Here is an 18,427-nt window from a genome sequence, read left to right on the forward strand (position 1 = left end):
GGCGCAACGTCAACCCTGTCGATCTGCTGAACAATTCCTATGCCTGGATTTTTGCAGCAGCCGTATTGCTGGGCACGGCCATTTCGGGTGCATATGTAGCCTGGTTGCTTTCCGGTGTGCAGCCCATTCAAATGCTGGCCAAGCAGTGGAAAGGCACGCCGTCGCGCTTTAGCATGCGGAATGTGCTGGTGGTTACGCAGTTTTCGATCTCGATTCTGTTCATTTTGGGGACACTCATTTTGCAAACCCAGTTGACATTCATGCAAAACAAAAACCTGGGCATGAACCTGAATCAACTGCTGGTCATCCGCGGCCCGGAAGGCTCGGATGGGGACGAAAAAATCAAGCGGCTCAATGCCTTTCGCAACGAATTGGGCAAATTTTCTTGGGTGGAAGATTACTGTTTCACAGGCTGCTTGCCCGGAGGTACGTTTAGCCAAAATTTTAGTGCAGCTGGCTTTTATTCCAAGTTTTCAGATCCTGAAGCGAAAAAGAAGGGCTACGTGATGGCCATGATTGATCACTTGTTTCAACCAACTTACGAGATCCCATTTGCTGCAGGAGAAAATTTTTCTTCAGAAGACGCCCGGAATGGGTATACTCAAAGCAACAACATCATCCTCAACGAAACGGCAGCCCGGCAATTGGGTTTTGACCGCCCGGCTGAAGCGGCAGGACAGAACATCATCTGGGACGACCAATCGCTGCTGGTCAAAGGTGTACTCAAAGACTACCACCACCGTGGCTTGCAACAGGCCATTGATCCCATGATCTTTTTGCCTGCCAGCAATTCCGGCTTGATCAGTGCGCGCTTGAGTGCGCAGGATTTGCCAAAGCACCTGGGGCAGTTACAAAGTCTGTTTACCCAATTGTTTCCCGCAGAGCCTTACGACTACTACTTTGAACAAGAAGATTTTGACCGCCAATACACCGCTGAGCGTCGGCTGGGTCAAATTGCTAGCGCTTCAGCGATGATTGCCATTTTGCTTTCCTGCCTTGGCCTGTTGGGCTTGATCACGCATTCGATTGGCCGCCGCACCAAAGAAATCGGGATTCGCAAAGTCCTTGGCGCATCCGTGGCAAGTGTAACAGGATTGTTGACCCTGGATTTTTTGAAGTTGGTGGTAGTGGCCATTTTCATTGCCAGCCCGATTGCCTGGTACGTCATGCACCAATGGCTGGAGAATTTTGCTTACCACATCGGCATTGAATGGTGGATGTTTGTAGTGGCAGGCGTATTGGCGTTGTTGATCGCATTTTTGACGGTTTGTGTGCAAAGTATCAAAGCAGCTCTAGCCAATCCGGTGGAGGTTTTGAAGAGTGAATGAGTTGCGGTTTTTTGAACATTCAATTTATTTTTTTGATTAAATCTGGCTTTTTCTGGTTTTCAAGTTCCAAGAAACTTGAAATGGTGTACCTTTCTACCTATTCTTTTTTTAAAATCATCGACTTGATGAAGAGTCAAAACACACACCAACCAATGAAAAAAGCCAATTTAATCTGTCTGTGTAGCTTCTTGTTGCTCAGTTTCAGCGCATTTGGTCAAACCAAACTCGTTGAAAAGGTAGAACGCCGTGGAAGCGAGCTGCTGATTCCTTACCAAAAATTCGTGCTGCCCAATGGCCTCACCGTAATTGTACACGAAGACCATTCTGACCCAGTGGTACACGTGGATGTTACCTACCACGTGGGATCAGCGCGGGAAGAGATCGGTAAATCCGGTTTTGCTCACTTTTTTGAGCACATGATGTTTCAGGGCTCCGACAATATTGGTGATGAGCAGCATTTCAAGATGGTAACCGAAGCAGGTGGCACCCTCAACGGATCAACCAACCGCGATCGCACCAACTATTACGAAACCGTACCAAGCAATCAATTGGACGTGGCTCTTTGGCTGGAAGCCGACCGCATGGGCTTCTTGCTGGATGCCGTAACTCAAAAGAAATTCGAAATCCAGCGCGCTACCGTAAAAAATGAACGGGGTCAAAACTACGACAACCGCCCCTATGGTTTGGCAGGTGAAGTGACCAGCAAAAACCTTTACCCTTACGGTCACCCTTACTCCTGGCTGACCATCGGCTACATCGAAGACCTCAACCGCGTGGATGTCAATGACCTGAAGCGCTTCTTCCTGCGCTGGTATGGCCCCAACAACGCTACCCTGACCGTAGGTGGTGACGTTACGGCTGCTCAGGTAATTGCCCTGACCGAAAAGTATTTTGGCAGCATTCCACGAGGCCCCGAAGTGAGCAATATGCCCAAAATGATTCCGGCGCTGGATGGCGATCGCTATATTTCTTATGTGGACAATTACATCCGTTTTCCTCGCTTGCAAATGACCCTGCCCAGCGTACCCAATTATCACCCCGACAAAGCGGCGATGGATTGTTTGGCCTCGTTGATGGCCCAAGGCAAAAACACGGTTTTTCACCAGAATTTCATCAAAACCCAGAAAGCCCAACAAGCTACTGCGTTCAACCAAGGCACTGAGTTGAGTGGAGAATTTAGCATCGGAATTTTACCTACTCCAAGTTTGAGCCTGCCTGATGCCGAAGCCCTGGTGCGCAAATCCATCAGCGATTTTGAGGCTAAAGGCGTCAGCGATGAAGAAGTGGAGCGCTTCAAAGCCCAATACGAAGCCGGACGGATCAATGCCTTATCCAGTGTTGCAGGCAAAGTATCTCAGTTGGCTGCTTACCAAACCTTTACCGGCAATCCCAATATGTTTCCAGTAGAACTGGCTGCCGTACGCGCCTTGACCAAAGCCGACATTGTTCGCGTATTCAACCAGTATGTGAAAAACAAGCCTGTGGTGATCCTCAGTATTTTGCCCAAAACGGGTGAGGTGAAGCCTGCCGCCGCCGACAACTACAAAGTGGATGCGTCCAAATACGTTGCGCCTGCCGACCAGTACGCCGGATTGACTTACGTAAAAGCCAAAGACAATTTTGACCGCAGCAAAAAACCAACTTCCGGTACCAGTCCAGTCGTGTCTGTACCTACACTCTGGCGTTCGAAGCTGACCAATGGTATCCAGATCATCGGCACTCAAAATACTGAAATCCCTACCGTTACGCTATCAATCAGCATCAAAGGCGGACAAATGCTCGATCCGATTGATAAAGCTGGTTTGGCCAGTTTGTGCAGCCAAATGCTCCGCGAAGGCACCGACACCTACACCGCCGAAGCCTTTGAAGACGAGTTGCGCAACCTCGGCGCCAGCATCAATGTCAATGTCAGCGAGACCGCACTCACGTTTACGATGAATGCCCTGGTCAAAAACCTGGACAAAAGTATTGCGTTGTTGGAGCAACGTTTGTACCATTCCAAGTTCAAAGAAGAGGACTTCAACCGCATCAAACAGAATACCATCCGGGGCATCATCAACAACTCCACCCAGGCCGCCGCAGTAGCGGATATGGTTTTTCAAGGTTTGGTCTATGGCAAAAACGACTTCCGGGGCTTTGACATTGATGGAACCGAAGAAACGGTGGCTCGAATCACTCTCCTTGATATAGATCGTTATTACCTCAATTACCTCTCTGCTCCCTTGACCAATGTGGTGGTGGTTGGCGACATCAAACAGCAAGATATCTTGCCCAAATTGGCCTTTCTGAATAAGATGTCGACCAAAGTGGTGCCATTGCCCGTTATCCAGCCCGTTGCGAAGAGCAACAAGGCCAAAATTTACATCGTAGACCAGCCCAAAGCAGCCCAGTCTGAAATCCGCATCGGATATGCCGCTTTGCCTTTTGATGCCACGGGAGAGTTTTTCAAAGCGGGTCTGATGAACTACAATCTGGGTGGCTCTTTCAATAGCCGCATCAACCTCAATTTGCGCGAAGACAAAGGCTACACTTACGGCGCCCGCTCAGGATTTTCTGGCGACCTTTCCTGGGGAACTTACGTGGCCAGTGCCGGCGTAAAAGCCACGGCAACCGATAGCTCCGTGGTGGAATTCATGAAAGAAATCAATAAATTCCGCACTTCAGGGGTAACCGAAGCAGAGTTGACTTTTATGAAAAGTTCAATTGGCCAACGCGATGCCTTGCGTTACGAAACGGGTTTCCAAAAAGCAGGCTTTTTGAATCAGATCATCAAGTACAATTTGCCCGATGGATTTACCAAAAAGCAAACGGAAATCATCAAAAGTGTAACCAAGACCGACTTGAACGCATTAGCTAAAAAACTGCTCAAACCAGAATCAGCATTTATTCTGGTGGTTGGAGACAAAGCTTCGATCAAGCCTGGTTTGGAAAAACTGGGGTATGAAGTGGTTGAATTGGACAAAAAGGGCAGCCCCGTGGTTGTCAAACCCTAAGGGATGGAAACAAAAAAAATCACGGTTGCACGATGTAATTTTTTCTTTTCCACTAAAATATTTTTCCAAAAAAATATATTTTGCGGCAGAAATAACTGAGCGTTTATCTAAAATCACAAGTATTAAAACCAAAACCATGAAGAACATTTTTACCATCAGCTTAATCGCTGTTTTTGCTTTTCTATTCACAACAAATGCGCATGCTGTAATAGTTGGCAAGCAACAAATGTATGCACAGCAGCAAATCAAAGCACAGGGTTACGGAGATTTGTCAATCGATGAATTTCTGGCTTTGACGCCAAAAGCAGTCAAAGAGAAAACGGGCAAAGGTCTGGGCATTAAAGGAACCATTGCCTTGAAAATGGCGCAGAAGCAAGTCAAACATGCCCTGGAAAACCCAGATGCGCCTGCTGGCAAAGCCAAAAGTCAGATTGTTGCTTTGATTCTGGTTGCAGTACTGGGTGGTTTGGGTATCCACCGTTTCTACCTCGGCTACACTACCATTGGCATCATTCAAATTCTTACGCTTGGTGGCTGTGGTATTTGGGCACTGATCGACCTGATCCGCATCATTCTGGGAACACTGAAACCTGCCGACGGTAGCAACTATGACCCAGAACTCTAGTCAAATCTGGAAAAAAGGACTAATGTGGCTTCGTTTGGGGACGCTAATTGTGGTTCCCATCGTGTTGCTGATTCTTCCTGCCAGTTACTTTGACAAAGGAAGACCGATGTGTCTTTCGATTTTGTTATTCAACCAGGAATGTTATGGCTGCGGGATGACCCGTTCAATCATGCATTTGATCCACCTGGAGTGGGAAGATGCGCTTTATTACAACCCATTGGGGTTTGTGGTTTTTCCACTACTTGCTTTTGTGTGGTTGCGTTGGTTTTTGCAGGCGTATAAGGATTACCGCATCGCCACTGCTTAAACCATACACACTAAATCTATATGCAAAATCCCAGAGCTTGGAAAGTCAAGCTCTGGGATTTTTTGTTTTTATCCGTTGGGTTCTTTTGAACAATTCTCTCAATCTCACCGTTAAAAACGCCTGAAAAAGCTAACTTTGTCCTTTCAAACCCGCGGATTCAACCCAACTCAATCCACGTATACAGCCAGGTATGACCAAGAAAGAAATCGACCAAAACCTGAACGAAGACAGCATGAAGCTGCAACTCTCCCGATTGCAGTACCGTTTGGAAAAAATAAAGCTCGGTGGTGGGGAAAAACGCATTGCCCAGCAACACGCGCAAGGCAAAATGAGCGTGCGCGAGCGGGTGAGCTACCTCATCGATCCAGATAAACCTTTTTTGGAAATTGGTGCTTTAGCCGGATTTGAGATGTATACCAATGAAGGCGGATGCCCTGCCGGAGGGGTAGTAGTAGGGATTGGCTACGTGCGCGGCAGGCAGTGCGTAATTGTGGCCAATGATGCCACTGTAAAAGCGGGTGCCTGGTTTCCCATTACTGGCAAAAAAAACCTCCGTGCGCAAGAAATTGCCATGGAAAATAACCTGCCCATCATTTATTTGGTCGACAGTGCTGGCGTATTCCTACCCATGCAGGATGAGATTTTTCCCGACAAAGAGCATTTCGGGCGCATGTTTCGCAACAATGCCAAGATGTCGAGTATGGGCATTCCCCAAATCGCAGCCATCATGGGCAGTTGTGTAGCAGGCGGGGCCTACTTGCCCATCATGTCAGATGAAGCCTTGATTGTAGAGGGAACTGGATCGATTTTTTTGGCTGGGCCATACCTGGTGAAAGCCGCCATTGGTGAAGACGTAGACAAAGAGACCCTCGGTGGCGCTACTACCCAAAGCGAAATATCCGGGGTGACGGATTACAAAGTGCCCAATGATCAGGTTTGCCTGGATACCATCAAGGATTTGGTGGACAAAATGGGACATTTCTCCAAAGCTGGTTTCGATCGTGCAGAACCAGGTGTCCCGGCGGTGGATCAGGAACAACTGCTGCGGCTTTTCCCTAGCGAAGCATCCAAGCCCTACTCCACGCTAGAGGTTTTGCACTGCCTGGTGGACGATTCCAAACTCACCCAATACAAAGAAAATTACGGCAAAACCATCATTTGTGCTTATGCGCGCATCGATGGTTGGGCAGTAGGCATCGTCGCCAACAACCGCGAAGTGGTGCGCAACGCCAAGGGTGAAATGCAATTTGGTGGGGTCATTTATTCCGACTCTGCCGACAAAGCCACTCGATTTATCCTGAATTGCAACCAGAAAAAAATACCTTTGGTGTTTTTGCACGATGTGACTGGTTTCATGGTGGGTTCGCGCTCCGAGCATGGGGGCATCATCAAGGATGGCGCCAAGATGGTCAACGCAGTGGCCAACTCGACCGTACCTAAGTTTAGCATCGTAATGGGCAATTCCTATGGCGCAGGCAACTACGCCATGTGTGGTAAAGCCTACGACCCCAGGTTGATTGTGGCCTGGCCTACGGCAAAAATTGCCGTGATGGGCGGTACCCAAGCAGCCAAAACCCTGATGCAAATCCAGGTAGCTTCACTTAAAGCCAAAGGGGAAGAACTGGACGAAGAAAAAGAACAACAATTGTTCAACGAGATCAAAGACAAGTACGACCAGCAAACTTCACCCTACTACGCTGCTGCCCGCCTTTGGGTAGACGCCATCATCAATCCGCTCGAAACCCGCAAGGTAATTTCGATGGGCATTGAAGCGGCCAATAATGCGCAGGTAGAGAAGTTTAATGTAGGCGTGATTCAAAGTTAGAAACGATAAAGAAATGAAATTCGTTGCAAAAACCCTCGCCGGACTTGAGCCCGTGCTGATCGAAGAATTAAAAATCCTGGGGGCAGACAATATCCTGCCAGGAAAGCGGGCTGTGTTTTATGAGGGCGAAATAGAGTTGCTGTACCAGAGCAATCTGGAATTGCGCACCGCATTGCGCATCCTGGTGCCCATCAGCGAGTTTAAAGTGCGCAATGAAGACGACCTATACAATAAAATCAGTAAAATCGATTGGTCGGAATACATGACGGTTGATGATACCCTGGCCGTAGATGCCGTGACCAGCTCGGAAGTAATCCGCCATTCCAAATTTGCGGCATTGCGCACCAAAGATGCCATCGTGGATCAATTCCGCAAGAAATTTGGCCGCAGGCCCGATGTCAATACCGAGTTTCCTACCCTGCGGCTCAACCTGCACATTGGGAATGACGATGTTACCCTGGCGTTGGACAGCAGTGGAGAGTCCCTCCACAAACGCGGTTATCGGGTAGACAGTGTAGAAGCGCCCATCAATGAAGTCCTTGCAGCCGGCATGATCTTGCTGTCTGGTTGGGAATGCGACTGTGATTTCATCGACCCCATGTGTGGTTCCGGCACCTTACCCATCGAAGCAGCGCTGCTGGCTTACAATATCCCCCCGCAAATCAATCGCCAAAGCTTTGGTTTCATGCGTTGGGAGAATTTTGACAAAAAGCTCTGGGAAAAGATACGCAATGAAGCCATCTTGTCTCAAGTGGTTTTTCAACACAAAATCCTGGCTTCAGATGTCGATTTCAGGGCGGTAACCAGTACGGGCTACAACATCGAAAAAGCAGGACTGGAAGGCAAAATTGAAGTGCGCCGGGAACGTTTTGAAAACGTTATCCCGCCTTCTGATACCGGGCTGCTGGTGACCAATCCACCCTACGACGAGCGTATGGAACTCGAAGACGTGCAGGCTTTTTACAAAGGGCTGGGCGATGTACTCAAAAAGAACTGGGCTGGTCATTCGGCCTGGTTGATCAGCTCCAATATGGACGCTGTAAAAACGGTAGGACTAAAGCCTTCCCGGAGAATCCCGCTGTTCAACGGCAAATTGGAGTGCAGGTTTTTGCGGTACGACATGTATTCGGGTAGCAAACGCCCCAAGGAGGAAAACAGCGAATTAAAGGAAGAAACCCGCGAGATACCGGAAAAACCCCTTGAGATTCAAGCAGAAATCAGTGCGTTAAAAGCAGAACCTGAGGAAATTCAGGAAGAAAAACCAGTGATCAAAACGGAGAAAGGCATAAGCGATGATGATTGGTAGTTGATGAAATTTTTCAACGTTCAGGAATCTCTTAGATAACCATGATAGGCAACGACATAGCCCATGCGGCAGCTTTATTACAGCAAGGCGAAGTGATTGGTATTCCTACCGAAACGGTTTATGGGCTGGCAGGCAATGCCCTGGATGAAGCAACCGTTGCCAAAATTTTTTCTATCAAACAAAGACCTTTTTTTGATCCCCTCATCGTGCATGTGGCCAATGTAAATCAGCTTGAAAACTGGGTTAAAAATATTCCCAAATCCGCTCGACAATTGGCTGAAAAATTTATGCCTGGCGCATTGACGCTTCTTTTAGAAAAAAAATCAGCCATCCCGGATCTGGTCACCGCAGGTTCAAAGTTAGTCGCCATGCGCATTCCGGCGCACCCAATGGCCCAAGCCTTGCTCGACATGCTGCCTTTTCCACTGGCAGCCCCCAGTGCCAATCCATTTGGGTACATCAGTCCAACCAGCGCGGCGCATGTAGCCCACCAACTGGGAGACAGCATTCCTTATATTCTGGATGGAGGCTTGTGCGCAATTGGCCTCGAAAGCACCATTGTTGGTTTTCCAGAGGGTAAAGCAACGATATTTCGCAAAGGAGGAATTGCCGTCGAAGCCATAGAGGAAGTGATCGGCGAGGCATTGGTGCAATCGCACTCGAGTTCCAACCCACAAGCTCCAGGGATGCTCAAAAGCCATTATGCGCCAAGAATTCCTTTGATACTGGGAAAATTGGAAGAACTCGTACCACAATACCACAATAAGCGCGTAGGTATACTCAGTTTTCAAGAAAAATTTGCCGAAATACCCTCTGAACGCCAGTTTGCTTTATCTTCGTCAGGAGATTATACTGAAGCAGCGCGCAATCTTTTTTCGGCCATGCGCTATTTAGACCGGCAACCTATTGACTTCATTATAGCAGAGTTATTGCCAGAAAAGGATCTTGGGCGGGCCATTAACGACCGATTGAGGCGAGCTTCAGTGATCAAATAATCAACCAACTGTGGACAAGCTCTGTTACATCAATTTATTCACAGACTGTTTAAAAAACCAAATCAGTATGCGTTTCAACAAAATCATGATGGCTTTAACGATGGTGTTGGCCATTTTTGCATCTGCCGCACTTCAGGCGCAAGACAACAAGGCACAACGACCAAGCCCACCAAAGACGGCAATACGGGAGTTGGACTCCCTCAAAATCAACATTGCCTACAGCGCACCTTCGGTCAAAGGCAGAACCATTTGGGGTGCACTTGAGCCTTATGGCAAAGTGTGGCGCACCGGTGCCAATGAAGCAACCACTTTTGAAATCAACAAAGCAGTACTCGTTGAAGGTCAAAAACTTGCGGCAGGTAAGTACGCACTTTTCACCATACCTGGTGAAAAAGAATGGACGGTTATTTTCAACAAGGAGTCCAATCAATGGGGTGCTTACAGCTACAAAAAAGAGATGGATGCCCTGCGGATTGTAGTTAAGCCTGGAAAAACCAAATTATTGGTAGAACAATTGGCCATCGACATCTCTGAAAAAGGACTAGTTACTGTAGCTTGGGAAAATGTACAAATCGGCTTTAGCGTAAAAGAAGCGAAGTAAAGACCGGTTATCAATCCGTTTTGGATCTGAGATTTTGGGCAAAGTCACCAACTTTTTTCACTTCAGTCAGTAATCAATTCAGTGACTTTATCCAAAATCTCAAGTCCAAAATCTGAAATCATTTTATTTTTGCCCCAGTTTAATTAATACGCACACTCCATGAAACTTTTGATTACCTCTACACTCTTTCTTTCTCTGTTCTCACTGGGCCTCAATAGCTGTGCAAACGAACCAAAAATCGCGCAATCCGATCTTTTGGGACGCTGGGAGATTAAGGAGGCCTACCGCAATGAAAAAAATGCAGAAGACGACATGCAAGGCCTGTTTTTTGAGTTTTTTGGCGATGGCAAAATGCTGACCAACATGTCAAGTTCTACTACCGAAGCACAGTTTGAGCTAAAGAAGCAAACCATTTTTCAGCGGGGTGGAGAAATGGATGCCGATTATCAAATCGCTAGCCTAACCGATACCAGCATGGTATTGGTAACCGTTTTGCGCGACTACAATTTCCGCTTTGTGCTTAAGAAAAGCATTCAAATGAATTAAAAATGCCAATTGAGTCCAAAGCGTACACTAAGCGGAGATTGAGCGGTGTATGGACTTGGATTGATGTTGTACAGTGCAAGAATTTCACTTTGCAACGCCCCTGAACCTCCTTGGAGTAGTCCAATTCCAATGTTTACATTGTCCGCATTGAAGCGTTGTACCAAAAAGCCGTTAGAAGTATAATACGGCACTGCCAGATTCTGGTATTCGTATTCTGCGTGAGCAAAAAATTGCCGCACAAATTTGTAGCGGGCAAATAAACCAGCTGACCAGGAAATGGGTTGCACGCGAATGACCTGATTGGTAAATGGATCCCGCGAGCTGTAATAACTATAAATAAAGCCCGCTCTTGGCCCCACAGACAATTCCGGCGTAATTTTATATCCTACCATTGGACTAACGCCAAACTGGATTAAAGTTTGGTTCCCAAATCCAAACCCCAAAGGCACATTCCCTCCATACCAAATTCGATAATTTTGGCTGTTGTTGCTGCTTTCAGTTTTTCGGATCAAGCTTTGGGTATTGGCATCGATACTCCACCAACCAATAAAAACGAGAATTAGAATGACTTGTCGCATTGTTGTAGATGCTGTTGATTGTATGAATATTGAATTATACGCCACAAATATACGCGCTCTTTTTTGCCAGTGTTGAAACAATGATTTTTTTGCCAGCCGCCTTACCGAAATATGCTAACTTTGGAGTAACAAATACCGGGACACTGTAAAGCTTCGTTCAATGTATCGGTGTTGTCCCCTAAATCTGGCAACCGAAAATCCTCGTTCAAAGAATCGCATTCATACGACCATTTTACCTTCTATTATCGATTTTCGTTACATGAAGCATTGCATTACCATATTGTCTATTTTGTTGTGTGGTTGGCTCAGGGGGCAAAATTGTCCGTTAGATGCTCCACTTCCCATCCCTGCCAATGATTCAACTACATATAATTTTGCCGTATTCGATGTAATCAACAACAATCTTGCTGCGGCGGGGCAAGGGGTGTGTGGAGTGCAAATGCGCTTCAGGCACAACTCAATCACCGATTTTGAAGTTTGGCTTATTTCTCCTGCCGGTACACAAGTTCAATTGATCGGCCCCAATGCCACAGTATCGCCAGCAACTTTAGGAGGTAGCTGGAACGTAACTTTTGTAAGATGTCTCGGTACTTCCCCCATGCCTCAAGTCCCCTATCAACCCCGTTGGAACAACAGTACCAATCCTTTTGGGGCAACCGGGATTACGGGATCTTACTGGCCATATTTGGGATGTTTGGAAGAATTCAACAATGGTCCGGTAAACGGCACCTGGAAACTAAAACTAAAAACCCTCAGCAATACCCAAATCAGAGGCAGTTTGTTGGCGTTAGACATTCAATTTTGCGATAAAAGGGGTCAAAAATGTTGCTTTGCTGATGCTGGAACATTAACTGGGCCAAATGCCATTGCAGCATGTCAAGCCGATTCCGACCTCAAGTTCACAACAGGACCAACTTACAGTGGGGTCAAACCCGATTCTATCAAATATGCCTATAAATACGCCATAGGTCGAGATCAGGTATTGATGGGATATACCAATTCTCCTGATCTACGGCGTATGCCTGCTGGCAATTATCAAGTGTGCGGATTGTCTTTTCTGCGCAAAGATACCAGCCTTTTTCCTGCCCCAAACAATATCCTCCGACTGGATACCTTGCGCAACCAACTGAGCGGAGATACGCCGCCTTTTTGTGGCGAATTGACCAACAACTGCATCAACGTGGCAATTGCCCCGCGACCCGACTCAACTGTGTTGCCCCTTAAAATCATTTGTGAGGGTGACTCGATCGTCATTTCAGATCAGGTTATCAAGCAAAGTGGTCGGTATCCCGTTACCTTCAATCAGCCGGGTCGATGTGACAGTTTGGTTATCGTCAATGTGCTGGTTCAAAAAACATTAAAAATCACGCTTAATGATACGATTTGCAGCGGCGACTCTCTCGTTGTTGGCACCAAGCGCTACAAAACCAGCGGTTTTTATACCGATATCTTAAAATCCCGTAGCGGGTGCGACAGCATTGTTTCCCTCAATTTAAAGGTGTTGCCCCCCATTCCGGTAAAAGATACGACCATTGAAATTTGTTCTGGTCGCTCGGTGGTGGTAGGTGGCCAACGTTTTAGCGCAATGGGAAAGTATACTATTCCACTTGTTTCCAAAAGTGGTTGCGATAGTTTGATTCGGCTAACTTTGTCGGTCATTGAGCCGCAGTCTGTTATCACCGCAACCGACACCGTACTCACTTGCGCACGCAATCAAATAATATTGGATGGTACCAAATCTCTACCTTCCGGAAAAATCATTTACCGCTGGGAAGACAATATGGGCAATCCCATTGGAGACAGTACTCATTTTGTGGTAAAAAAAGCCGACACTTATTACCTCCAGGTGGTATCGGCTAAAAGTTTGTGTGCCCGAAGAAGCCGAATCATCATCCAGGCAGACACCACCAGACCCATCATCAATATTGGAGGTCTGGATACCCTGGATTGCAATACGCCACGCATCACCCTCAATGCCAGCAACAGCACCAATTTGGGCAATCCAACTTATGCCTGGACTACCAGTGGAAACGGCAGGATTCAAGGCTCAAGCAATCAATCCAGTATTGTTGTTAGCGGCGCTGGAGTTTACAACCTGAGCATTACCAACAATCGCAATGGATGTAGTTCTACGGGTATTGCTCAAATCCAAAAAGATACCCTTGTTCCTCTGGCCAAAGCCAGTGCAACCGACACCCTCACCTGCACCACCAAAAGCGTTGATTTGAGCAGAGTAGGATCCAGTCAAGGGCCTGCTTTCCGTTACTTATGGCGGAGTTTGAATGGACGGCCAGTAATTAACCCCAGCACCCTCCAGGCCCGTGTTCAAAATCCCGGGCTTTACGAATTGGCTGTTACCAATACAGTTAACCACTGTGTAAATTTTGATACCATCAATGTTGTTGCAGATACCACCTTGTTGAGCGTTTCTATTGATCCAACCCGGAATCTGGATTGCGCAACCCGCTCAGTTGTTTTAACTGGAAGGCCAAGTTCCACTATCAATTCGGTACGCTACAATTGGACCAGCTCCAATGGGGGCAATATTACCAGCGCAACCAACCTTCCGACGATCACGGTGAACCGGGCAGGTAGGTACTTATTGGAAATTACAGATCAAGTAAATGGCTGTACCAGCAATGCAGAAGTGACGGTAAAAGACAGCAGCAACGTCGTTCGTGCAATCATTGCTACTCCGGCTTCCCTCTCTTGCAAACAGCCGCAAACCACCTTGAATGGGGCGGGGTCGCAAGGAGGCAATAGTCTTGTGTTCAAATGGAAAACCTCCGACGGGCGAATCCTTGGAGCAATCAATCAAATGAGCATCACGGTTGCAGCCGGTGGAACCTACCAATTGATTGTACGCGATAGCATCACCCAATGCAGTGATTCTGCAAGTGTATTGGTGAATGCCAATATTAATTTGCCCATTGCCAATGCCGGACTTGCTCAAGAGTTGTCGTGCAGCAAGCCATCGGTTACTTTAAGTGGACAAGGATCAGCAAGCGGCAATATTATTCGGTATTTATGGAAAGGGGCCTGCCCAATTGCCGATTCAACGGCGCTGAGCATCCGAGTCAACTGTGAAGGAAGGTATATTTTACAAGTCATTGATACCTTGCGGGGTTGTATTGGTACCGATACGGTGTTGGTCACTAGAAATCCGTTGTCTCCCAATGCAAAGGTTGCAGCCAATACCGCCAACATCAATTGTACGGCTGGTGAAGCGGTTTTATCCGCACGAGGTTCTTCTGGTGGTCAAATTCGCTGGTTTTTTCAAAACATAGAGATAGGGATTGACACGCAAGTTCAAATTCGAGCACCAGGAAACTATTTATTGGTGGTAGAAAACACCAGCCTTGGTTGTGCAGACTCAGCAACGGTGACGGTATCAAAATCCTGTAAGCCAACAGCCCTGATTGCCACAAGCAATACCACCATTTCTTGCCTTCAAGAAATCATTCCGCTAGATGGCAGTGGATCGACTTTAAATGCCTCCATCCGCTACCGCTGGATCAGCCCTGGCCCAGGTTGCATTATCGGCGATTCAACACTAGCAAAAATAAGTGTCAAATGCCCCGGTACCTACCAATTGATCGTAGACAACCTCAGCGTGAATGAACAAGATACCGCTTTAGTCTCCATTACTACCAATAAAACCTTTCCTGTAGCCCTGATCGCCCCTGTAGATACCTTGACTTGCACCAAGCCAACGGTAGTGTTGAATGGAACTGGTTCTACTCAAGGCACAAACATTCAATACACCTGGCTCAACAACCTCGGTCAAACCGTTGGCCGAACAGCGCAAATAAACGTCAATACCTCCGGTGTATACGCACTGGAAGTGCTGGATACGCTCAACGGTTGCTTTGCCCAAACCGAAGCGGTGGTAGTAAAAGATAGCATTTTTCCTGAAATCAACTTTAGTTCGCCCAATTTCCCTTGCAACCGCGATACGTTCAACATTCGGGCAACGGTACTTCCAACAAACAGGAACTATCAATTCCGCTGGATCGGTACAGGATTAACCGGGAGTACGGATACCACGGCGGCCAGAGTTACGGCAGCAGGTTCTTATGTTTTTTCTGCGACCGATTTGAGCAGCAACTGTACCGTAACAGATACCTTGGATGTGGTTCAACAAGTGGATTGTTTGCCCTGCGTACGCGCTACCTCCACCAATGTCAACCTTACTTGCAACCAAACCCAATTGACGTTGCCAGTAGTCTTCTGTCGACCTTGTATGGGCTGCACCATTCGCTGGAGCAGCAAGGATGGCAATTTCTTGTCTCGTACCGATACCTTGACCCCCATTGTGAATCGGCCTGGAACTTATACCTTAACCGTCAGTGATTCCAGTACCCGTCCAATTATCCTAATTGTAGAAGTTCGTGCTGATCAGCAGTTGCCCATTCTGCCCATTGGTTTTGACTCAAGTTTGACTTGCGCCATCAAACGCATCGCTTTACCCAATCCAGATTCCTCCAGACTCAATCCAGTAGTCTGGAATTGGGAAACGGCAGATGGCCTTTTGGAACCCGATACGCTTCCTGGGCACTTCAATGCTGCGCGAATTGGCACTTACAAATTGATTGGAAGAAATGTACAAACCAATTGCGAAAGCTTTATTTCGGTGCGCATTGGATTGGACACTTTGTCTCCTAGAGCAGAAGCTGGAGCAGATCAGATCCTGGATTGCAACAACCAAAGACTAACCCTCAACGGCAATGGATCAGCACTTGGCCCGGGCATCAGCTATCTTTGGACCGCTCTGGACAATGGGCGAATTCTTGCGGGAGAAAATTCGGTCAACCCTGTTGTAGATGCTCAGGGGCGCTACGTCATTCGCGTAGAAGATGGACGCAACAATTGTTTCCGCACCGATACCTTGCGGGTCATCCCGGATGCAACACTGCCTGCGATCGCTCCGATCGCTCCACCAAGTCTCAATTGCCGGGACAGTGTGCTGACGCTATCCGGAAATATGCCAAGCAACGGGACTTTTACCGCCCAATGGTGCACATTTGATAGTAAGAAGAATACAATAGCCTGTTTTGCACAGCAAAATTTGCGCGTGAACCGAGGTGGCTTATACAGCTATCAGTTGACCGATACCCGCAACAATTGCCTCAATCGCATCTTTGTAGAAGTTAAAGAAAACTACCTTCTCCCCGCTATTGATGCCGGAGCAAGGGACACCCTAAGCTGTTCGGCAGTTAACCTGCGTCTTCGTGGTAAAAATTTGCGCCAAAGTGATCAATTGAGCTTTTCGTGGCGCGGCAACCGCAACCAATCCATTCAGGAAGACTCTACCCTAAGCCCCCTTATCATCAGCGGTGGTTGGTACACCCTGAAAGCCCAAAATCGAACCAATTTCTGTACCAATATCGATAGCGTATTTGTTGTGACGGATCTGGGAAGGCCGCGGGTATTTGCTGGCCGTGATACTTTTTTGAACTGTGTTCCACTACAAATCAGCCTCCAAGGAAATTTCAGTTCTCCCAATGGAGAGACCCTGGAAGCCCGTTGGACAGCCAATGGGGGGCGCATCACCAGCGGCCAAAACACGGCCAACCCACAAGTAGACCAACCCGGTGTGTATCAATTGATGGTTAGAAATACGGTCAACAATTGCCTGGCAGTGGATGAAGTTTTGGTTGGAGATCAAACCCTGAAACCAAAGGCTCAGATTGCAGGACCTTCGGCGCTTTCTTGTAAAATTGCTCAAATAACCTTGTCGGGAAAAGCCTCTTCCAATCCTTTCAATCGAACTTTGCGGTACTTCTGGACTCCCGTGAACGCTGGGCGCATCATCGGCAGCCCCGCCAATGATTCGATGGTTACAGCCAGAGCAGGATTGTACCGCTTGATTGTAACCGACCCGCTCAGTGGTTGTCAGGATTCTACCGACTACAGTGTGCAGTCTGATATCAACTTACCACGCATTGGCATTTCTCCGCCTGCAACCTTGAGCTGTAGCCGCCAACAAGTTCGCATTGATGCTGGCGAAAGTGCCACCGGCGTAATATACCGCTATACCTGGACAGGGCCGAATGGTCAACCGTTGAGCGACACCACTCGAACGCCTTCGGTGAGTTTGCCTGGAATTTACCGTTTAACCGTACGCAATCTAGAAAGTGGTTGTGTGGCGGTAGATTCCACTGGGGTACAAGAAGATTATGTTTTGCCCAAAATTCGCTTGCGTGCCTTGGATGTTTTGGATTGTGCCACCCCTAACATCGAATTGGAAGCCGGTACTTCACAAGGCAACAATTTGAGTTTCCGCTGGTCGGCCACGCAGCCGGGTATTGTCAGCAATCCCAATGAAGCGCTGATTCGGGTAAACGCCCCTGGGTATTACCGCCTGATCTTGACCGATGGCCTCAATGGATGCAGCAGTACAGATAGTTTGTTGGTCAATGCAGCAGCAAAAGCCATCGATTCTGTACTTTATGTGGTACGCCAACCCGGCTGCGGAACCAACCTGGCCGGAGAGGTAAGCGTAAGTAGCATCATTGGAGGTACAGGGCCTTACAAGGTGTTTTTGAACAACATTGTTCCCGAAGGCAACAATGTATTCCGCAACTTACGCGCAGGCAGTTATACCCTCAAAGTTCAAGACGCCGGAGGTTGCCAATGGAGCGCCCCCATATTACTACAAGAAGCCACCAAACCAAGTATTGAACTGGGTCCTGATCGAGAAATCAAGCTAGGAGACAGCGTCAGTATAACCCCCATCATCAGCCGCGACAGCATCGTCGCTTTGGACTGGGCTACGGGACTCACGCCAAACAAGCCCAATAGCCGCACCCAAGTGCTGAAGCCCAATGCTTCCACCACCGTACAAGTCACCATTCGTGCAGCCAACGGCTGTACCGCCAGCGATTTTCTCAACATCAGGGTCATTCGGGAGCTGCCCCTTTTTGTGCCCAACGGGTTTTCCCCGAATGGAGATGGCGTAAATGACCTGCTCAATGTATTTGCTGGGCCACAGGTGGCAAAGGTCAAATTCTTCCGCATCTACGATCGTTGGGGCACGCAAGTTTTCGGATTGCAAGAATTCAAACCCAATGAAGCCCTGTTGGGTTGGGATGGTACCATCGGAGGAAAATTGCTCAACAGTGCCGTTTTTACCTGGTACGCGGAGGTAGAAATGGCGGATGGAAAGCTGGAGTTGATCAAGGGAGATGTGACGTTGATGCGGTGAAAGGGTTAGGGGTTAGTCCTCGTTACTGCTCCGATGCGGAAGCTACTGGATTTATTCATTGCCCATCATAATCTACATACTCGGCGGCTTAGTGTTGGCGATAAACTTACAGATCA

At 47.7% G+C, this 18,427-nt stretch carries 11 protein-coding genes; 10 read left to right on the plus strand and 1 reads right to left on the minus strand.

Annotated features, from left to right (window positions below):
- The 9 genes from ABW391_RS17025 to ABW391_RS17065 form a co-directional block, all read left to right on the plus strand.
- Positions 1 to 1,328 (plus strand): ABC transporter permease (locus ABW391_RS17025; protein WP_353483101.1); only part of this gene is annotated, 1,328 nt, incomplete at its 5' end.
- A gap of 152 nt (positions 1,329 to 1,480) precedes the next feature.
- Complete coding sequence (locus tag ABW391_RS17030; RefSeq protein WP_353483102.1) at positions 1,481 to 4,321, plus strand: M16 family metallopeptidase; 2,841 nt, start codon at positions 1,481 to 1,483, stop codon at positions 4,319 to 4,321.
- A gap of 136 nt (positions 4,322 to 4,457) precedes the next feature.
- Complete coding sequence (locus ABW391_RS17035; protein WP_353483103.1) at positions 4,458 to 4,946, plus strand: TM2 domain-containing protein; 489 nt, start codon at positions 4,458 to 4,460, stop codon at positions 4,944 to 4,946.
- The gene (locus ABW391_RS17040; protein WP_353483104.1) at positions 4,930 to 5,253 is read left to right on the plus strand and encodes a DUF2752 domain-containing protein; all 324 of its coding nucleotides are present in this window, start codon (positions 4,930 to 4,932) and stop codon (positions 5,251 to 5,253) included. Before ABW391_RS17035 ends, ABW391_RS17040 begins: the two co-directional genes overlap by 17 nt.
- Positions 5,254 to 5,443: 190 nt before the next feature.
- Complete coding sequence (locus tag ABW391_RS17045; RefSeq protein WP_353483105.1) at positions 5,444 to 7,078, plus strand: acyl-CoA carboxylase subunit beta; 1,635 nt, start codon at positions 5,444 to 5,446, stop codon at positions 7,076 to 7,078.
- A gap of 13 nt (positions 7,079 to 7,091) precedes the next feature.
- A complete protein-coding gene (locus tag ABW391_RS17050; protein ID WP_353483106.1) occupies positions 7,092 to 8,384 on the plus strand; it encodes a THUMP domain-containing protein in 1,293 nt (430 codons plus the stop codon).
- A gap of 41 nt (positions 8,385 to 8,425) precedes the next feature.
- Positions 8,426 to 9,379 carry an L-threonylcarbamoyladenylate synthase gene (locus ABW391_RS17055; protein WP_353483107.1) on the plus strand — a complete coding sequence of 318 codons (954 nt, stop codon included), beginning with the start codon at positions 8,426 to 8,428 and terminating at the stop codon, positions 9,377 to 9,379.
- A 67-nt stretch (positions 9,380 to 9,446) separates the two neighbouring features.
- A complete protein-coding gene (locus ABW391_RS17060; protein WP_353483108.1) occupies positions 9,447 to 9,980 on the plus strand; it encodes a DUF2911 domain-containing protein in 534 nt (177 codons plus the stop codon).
- Positions 9,981 to 10,139: 159 nt separating this feature from the next.
- Positions 10,140 to 10,526, plus strand: a complete 387-nt coding sequence (locus ABW391_RS17065) for a hypothetical protein (RefSeq protein WP_353483109.1) — start codon at positions 10,140 to 10,142, stop codon at positions 10,524 to 10,526.
- Here ABW391_RS17065 and ABW391_RS17070 read toward each other — a convergent pair.
- The gene (locus ABW391_RS17070; protein ID WP_353483110.1) at positions 10,523 to 11,104 is read right to left on the minus strand and encodes a hypothetical protein; all 582 of its coding nucleotides are present in this window, start codon (positions 11,102 to 11,104) and stop codon (positions 10,523 to 10,525) included. The genes ABW391_RS17065 and ABW391_RS17070 overlap by 4 nt on opposite strands.
- A 259-nt stretch (positions 11,105 to 11,363) precedes the next feature.
- Between ABW391_RS17070 and ABW391_RS17075 the strand changes: the two genes are divergently transcribed.
- Positions 11,364 to 18,311, plus strand: a complete 6,948-nt coding sequence (locus tag ABW391_RS17075) for a T9SS type B sorting domain-containing protein (protein WP_353483111.1) — start codon at positions 11,364 to 11,366, stop codon at positions 18,309 to 18,311.
- Positions 18,312 to 18,427 lie beyond the last annotated feature (116 nt).

It is taken from the genome of Haliscomenobacter sp., assembly GCF_040403615.1.
In the GTDB taxonomy this organism is placed as follows: Bacteria; Bacteroidota; Bacteroidia; order Chitinophagales; family Saprospiraceae; genus Haliscomenobacter.

Coding starts and splice junctions, on each gene's coding strand:
- ABW391_RS17030 (WP_353483102.1), top strand. CDS start 1,481: ATGAAAAAAGCCAATTTAATCTGTCTGTGTAGCTTCTTGTTGCTCAGT.
- ABW391_RS17035 (WP_353483103.1), top strand. CDS start 4,458: ATGAAGAACATTTTTACCATCAGCTTAATCGCTGTTTTTGCTTTTCTA.
- ABW391_RS17040 (WP_353483104.1), top strand. CDS start 4,930: ATGACCCAGAACTCTAGTCAAATCTGGAAAAAAGGACTAATGTGGCTT.
- ABW391_RS17045 (WP_353483105.1), top strand. CDS start 5,444: ATGACCAAGAAAGAAATCGACCAAAACCTGAACGAAGACAGCATGAAG.
- ABW391_RS17050 (WP_353483106.1), top strand. CDS start 7,092: ATGAAATTCGTTGCAAAAACCCTCGCCGGACTTGAGCCCGTGCTGATC.
- ABW391_RS17055 (WP_353483107.1), top strand. CDS start 8,426: ATGATAGGCAACGACATAGCCCATGCGGCAGCTTTATTACAGCAAGGC.
- ABW391_RS17060 (WP_353483108.1), top strand. CDS start 9,447: ATGCGTTTCAACAAAATCATGATGGCTTTAACGATGGTGTTGGCCATT.
- ABW391_RS17065 (WP_353483109.1), top strand. CDS start 10,140: ATGAAACTTTTGATTACCTCTACACTCTTTCTTTCTCTGTTCTCACTG.
- ABW391_RS17070 (WP_353483110.1), bottom strand. CDS start 11,104: ATGCGACAAGTCATTCTAATTCTCGTTTTTATTGGTTGGTGGAGTATC.
- ABW391_RS17075 (WP_353483111.1), top strand. CDS start 11,364: ATGAAGCATTGCATTACCATATTGTCTATTTTGTTGTGTGGTTGGCTC.